Annotated in this window: 1 protein-coding gene; it reads right to left on the bottom strand. The window is 70.8% G+C overall.

The genetic code is table 11. The features are described 5' to 3' along the window. The coding region (locus ACFWUR_RS29590) for a type I polyketide synthase (protein ID WP_378911227.1) at positions 1 to 4558 on the bottom strand (4558 nt) is incomplete at both ends.

Here is a 4558-nt window from a genome sequence, read left to right as displayed (position 1 = left end):
TCGCCCCACACGACCTCCCGCAGCGGCATGTCCAGCTCTGCCAGGACCGCGTCGAAGGCTTGCGCGAACACGGGGAACGCGTTGCACAACTCCCGTCCCATCCCCAACCGCTGCGCACCCTGACCAGTGAACAGGAACGCCGTCAAGCCACCGGCGCGGTCCTGTCCTGTGACGATGTTCGGCGCACTCGTGGCCTCCGCCACAGCAGCGAGGCCGCGGAGCAGCTCCTCACGGTCCGCGCCCAGCACCGCCACACGATGGCCGAGGACGGCGCGCGAAGTCGCCAGGGAGAAGCCGACGTCGAACGGGTCCAGCTCCGGGTCGGACTCGACGAACGCCTCGAGCCGCTCGGCCTGCGCGGGCAGGCTCTGGGCATCGCGGGCGGACAGCACCAGCGCCGCCGTGCGACCACCGGTCATCGGCTTCCGCGGGGACTCCTCGTACGCGCCCGAGACCGACGCGGGGGCCTGTTCCAGAATGACGTGCGCATTGGTGCCGCTGAGTCCGAAGGAGGAAACGGCGGCCCGGCGCGGGCGACCGGTCTCGGGCCAGTCACGGGCCTCGGTCAACAGCTTGACGTTGCCCGCGGACCAGTCCACATGAGGCGAGGGCTCGTCCACGTGCAGGGTCTTGGGCAGTACGCCGTGGCGCATAGCCTCGACCATCTTGATGACACCGCTGATACCGGACGCCGCCTGCGCATGGCCGATGTTCGACTTGATGGAGCCGAGCCACAGCGGCCGGTCCGCGGGACGCCCCTGGCCATAGGTGGCGAGCAGCGCCTGGGCCTCGATCGGGTCTCCCAGTGTCGTCCCCGTGCCGTGGCCCTCGACGAGGTCTACGTCGGCGGAGGACAGCCCCGCGACTGCCAGGGCGCGCTGGATGACGCGCTGCTGGGACGGTCCGTTGGGAGCGGTGAGGCCGTTACTCGCACCGTCCTGGTTGGTGGCGCTGGAGCGAATGATCGCCCGTACCGGATGCCCGTTGCGCTGGGCGTCCGAGAGCCGCTCGACGAGCAGCAGACCCACGCCTTCCGACCAGCCGGTGCCGTCGGCGGCGCCGGCGAACGCCTTGCAGCGGCCGTCGGCGGCCAGACCGCGCTGCTGGCTGAAGTCGACGAAGATGTCCGGCGTCGGCATCACGGTCACGCCGCCTGCCAGAGCCATCGTGACCTCGCCCTGGCGCAGTGCCTGGCAGGCCATGTGGAGCGAGACCAGCGAGGAAGAGCAGGCGGTGTCGACGGTGACGGCGGGGCCCTCCAGCCCCAGGGTGTAGGCGACTCGACCGGAGGCGATGCTGCCAGCGCTGCCGTTGCCCAGATAGGGTGAGAGCTCGTCGGGAACGGCGCCGGGCCGGGTGCCGTAGTCGTGGTACATGACGCCCACGTACACGCCGGTCTGGCTGCCGCGTAGCGAGGTCGGGTCGATCCCGGAACGCTCGATGGCCTCCCAGGAGGTCTCCAGCAGCAGCCGCTGCTGCGGGTCCATGGCGACGGCCTCGCGCGGCATGATGCCGAAGAACTCAGGGTCGAACTCCGTGGCGTCGTGCAGGAAGCCGCCTTCGGTCACATACGTCTTGCCGGGCGTGCCAGGCTCCGGATCGTACAGGCGCGCGGCGTCCCAGCCGCGGTCGGCGGGGAAGCCGGTCACGGCGTCGCGGCCCTCGGCGACCAAGTTCCACAGGTCCTCCGCGGAGCGGACTCCGCCGGGGAAGCGGCAGCTGACGCCGACGATGGCGATCGGGTCGTCGTCAGTGCCGACAACCATGGGCATAACATGCGCGCTCACACCCTCGACCTTCTCCTTGACGAGGGCGGCCACGGCCCGAGAGTTGGGGTGGTCGAAGACGAGCGTGGCAGGCAGCTTGAGGCCGGTGGCCGCGTTGAGCGCGTTGCGCAGTTCCACGGCGGCGAGGGAGTCGAAGCCCAGCTCATTGAAGGCCCGGTCGGGGCTCACCGATTCCGGACTGCTGTGTCCTAGCACGGACGCGACCTCGCGGCGAACCAGGTCGAGCAGCGCGCGGTCCCGCTCTGCCTCGCTCAGTCCTGCCAGCCGCTGCTCGAACGCGCTGCCTGTGACAGATCCCTGGTGCGCCGACGGCGCGGTGCGGCGCCCTGGTCGCCGTACCAGGCCGCGCAGCAGCGCGGGCGCTTCGTCTGTCCTGGCCCGCAGGGCCGTCGTGTCGATACGTACGGGGGCGACCTGATGGGCGCCCGAAGCGAGGGCGGCGTCGAAGAGCGCGAGGCCTTCGGCAGCGTTGAGCGCCGGCATGCCGAGCCGCTTCATCCTCTCGAGGTCGGAGTCGGCGAGCGGACCGCCGAGACCGGTGTCGACTGCCCACATGCCGAAGGCGAGGGAGGAGGCCGGGAGACCGGCTGCCTTGCGGTGGTGAGCGAGGGCGTCGAGGAAGACGTTGGCGGCCGCATAGTTGGCCTGGCCAGCCGCCAGGACCATGCCGCCGGCCGAGGAGAACAGGACGAAGGCCTTGAGATCGATGCCCAGCTCAGCGGTGAGCTCGTGCAGGTGCCAGGCCGCATCCGCCTTGGGCCGCAGCACCTTGTCGAACTGTTCCGGGGTGAGCGTCCCAACCAGGCCGCTGTCGACGACCGCCGCAGCGTGCACGACCGCAGTCAGAGGATGAGCCGCGGCCACGCCCGCCAGCAGACCGGCCAGCGCCACACGGTCCGAAACGTCGCACGCGACGATCGTGACCTCGGCACCCGCCTCGACCAGCTGCCCGCGCAACTCCTCCGCCCCCGGAGCCCCCGCCCCGCGCCTGCTGGTCAACAGCACGTGCCGCACACCGTGCTCCACCACCAGGTGACGGGCGACCAGCGCACCCAGACCACTGGTACCACCCGTGATCAGAACCGTGCCCTCACCATCCCACGGCGAAGGCTCGGATCCGGCCGGGACCGAGGTGAAGCGGGGTACCGCGAAGTGCCCGCCGTGCACCGCTGCCTCGGGCTCGCCCGTCGCGGCGACGGCCGTCAAGACGTCGAGGGAGGATGCGGTCCCGTCGGTGTCGAGAAGGCCGAAACGCCCTTGGTTCTCGGCCTCGGCGGCTCGGATCAGACCCCACACCGGTGCCTGGGCCAGATCGAGGGTGTCCTCGACGCGGGCCGCGACGGCGTAGCGGGTCACCACGACCAGCCGAGAGTCGGCGAACCGTTCGTCGGCGAGCCAGGCCCGTACAGTCTCCAGGACCGTGAGCGAGACGTCGCGGACCGCGTCCACCGCGGTGGCGGCGTCCGTCGCTGCCGGGGAGACCGGGTACAGCACGACGTCGGGAACCGGCGCACCTGCCTCGACCGCGGCTGCGAGCGCAGCGAGGTCGGAGAACTCCGGTACGGCGCCGAGAAGTTGGGGCAGTCCCGCGAGGCGGGCGACGACCGAGGTGACGGTCTCGGGCAGCGGAAGCGCGTTCCAGCCGATGTGGAACAGGGAGTTGGACTGTCCGCCGCGAGCAGCTTCCAGCTGTTCGGCGGTGACCGGGCGGGAGACCAGTTGTTCGACGGTCGCCACCGGTGCTCCGGTGGCATCGGCAACCCACAGGGCCGACAGCTCGTCGCCCCGTATACGGCGCAGCAGGACACGCAGGTCGGTGGCACCGACTGCATGGAGTGTTACTCCGTTCCAGGAGAACGGCAGGAGAGTATCGCCAACCGCCTCTCCCTGTGCGTCCAGCAGGTCGGCGTGCATCGCGGCGTCGAGGAGGGCGGGGTGCAGCCCGAAGCGGGCCGCGTCGGCGTGCGCCTGATCCGGGAGCACGACCTCGGCGTAAACGTCCTCGCCCTTGCGCCAAGCGGCCTCGAGCCCCTGGAAGACCGGTCCGTACCCGTATCCGCGACCAGTCAGCCGCTCATAGAAGCCCTCGACCCGTACTGGGGTGGCTCCGGCGGGCGGCCACTGCCGCAGATCGAAGCCTGGCTCTGCGGTTGCACCGGTCAGCGAACCCGCGGCGTGGCGGGTCCAATCACCCTCGGCACCCTCGGCGCGAGAGTGGATGCTCACGGGGCGGCTTCCACTCGCGTCGGGATCGCCGACGACGACCTGGATCACCACGGCGCCGCGTTCGGGCAGCGCCAGTGGCGCCTGGAGCGTCAGCTCCTCCAGCCGACCGCAACCGACCTCGTCACCGGCCCGGATCGCGAGCTCGACGAAGCCGGTGCCGGGCAGCAGGACGGTGCCGAGCACGTCGTGGTCGGCGACCCACGGCGAAGTGTCCATGGACAGTCGGCCGGTCAGTACGACCCCGTCCGACTCCGGCGACACCACGACCGCGCTGAGCACCGGATGGTCGACCGGAGTGAGACCTGCGGATCCGACGTCGCCGGCCGTGGAGACAAGTGGGTCCAGCCAGTAGCGCAGCCGCTGGAACGCGTAGGTCGGTAGGTCGAGGTGTGCGGTGGTTCGGTCGCCGAAGTACGCGTCCCAGTCCACGCCCAGGCCGGCGACGTGCAGCTTGGCCAGTGCGGAGACCAGCTCACGCTCTTCGGGACGATCGCGGCGGAGGACAGGGACAAAGGTGCCCTCAGCCGACTCCTGGCCCATCGCCG

This window comes from Nocardia sp. NPDC058633 (assembly GCF_042717045.1).
Lineage (GTDB): Bacteria > Actinomycetota > Actinomycetes > Mycobacteriales > Mycobacteriaceae > Nocardia.
This window is presented reverse-complemented; position numbering and strand designations above follow the sequence as displayed.